The sequence below is a fragment of the Micromonospora sp. LOL_015 genome, from assembly GCF_048060275.1.
Lineage (GTDB): Bacteria > Actinomycetota > Actinomycetes > Mycobacteriales > Micromonosporaceae > Micromonospora_E.
The window spans coordinates 1-618 of the sequence record NZ_JBHMIO010000166.1 but is presented as its reverse complement, the minus strand read 5'-3'; the positions used below and the strand labels follow the sequence as shown (position 1 = coordinate 618).

1 protein-coding gene and 1 pseudogene are annotated in these 618 nt (G+C 72.2%); both read left to right on the top strand.

Annotated features, from left to right (window positions below; translation table 11 throughout):
- Window positions 1–131: pseudogene (locus ACFHWU_RS29310) on the top strand (4-hydroxy-2-oxovalerate aldolase); the annotation flags it as partial.
- On the top strand, window positions 128–618 hold a 491-nt coding region (locus tag ACFHWU_RS29305), incomplete at its 3' end, for a 2-keto-4-pentenoate hydratase (RefSeq protein ID WP_416592326.1). The pseudogene ACFHWU_RS29310 and the gene ACFHWU_RS29305, both read left to right, overlap by 4 nt.

Here is a 618-nt window from a genome sequence, read left to right as displayed (position 1 = left end):
ACCTGGACGTGCGGTCCATCCTGGTCGAACTCGGCCGCCGCAGGATGGTCGGCGGCCAGGAAGACATGATCACCGACGTCGCCCTCGACCTCGCCGACGCCGCCAACACCGCCCACGGAGGTGCGCAGTGACCACCAGCGCAGACGTCGACCTCGCCGGGTTGGCCGCCCGGCTCGACGAGGCGGCGGTCACCGGCACCCCGATTCCGCAGCTCGCCGACGCCCACCGGGTCGACGTCGACGCCGCCTACGCGGTGCAGCAGGCCCTGATCGCCCGCCGCACCGGCCGGGGCGAACGCCTCGTCGGCGCCAAGATGGGCCTGACCAGCCAGGCGAAGATGGCCCAGGTCGGCGTCGACTCCCCGATCCTCGGCCAGCTCACCGACACCACGCAGGTGCCCGACGGCGCCGCCGTGGACATCTCCAGGCTGATCCACCCACGCGTCGAACCGGAGATCGCCTTCCTCCTCGACCGGCCGCCGACATCCGGGATGCCGTTCACCGACGCGGTCCGCGCCGTCGCCCCCGCGCTGGAGGTCATCGACTCCCGCTACCGCGACTTCACCTTCTCGCTGCCCGACGTGATCGCCGACAACACCTCCGCCGCCCTGTACGTCGT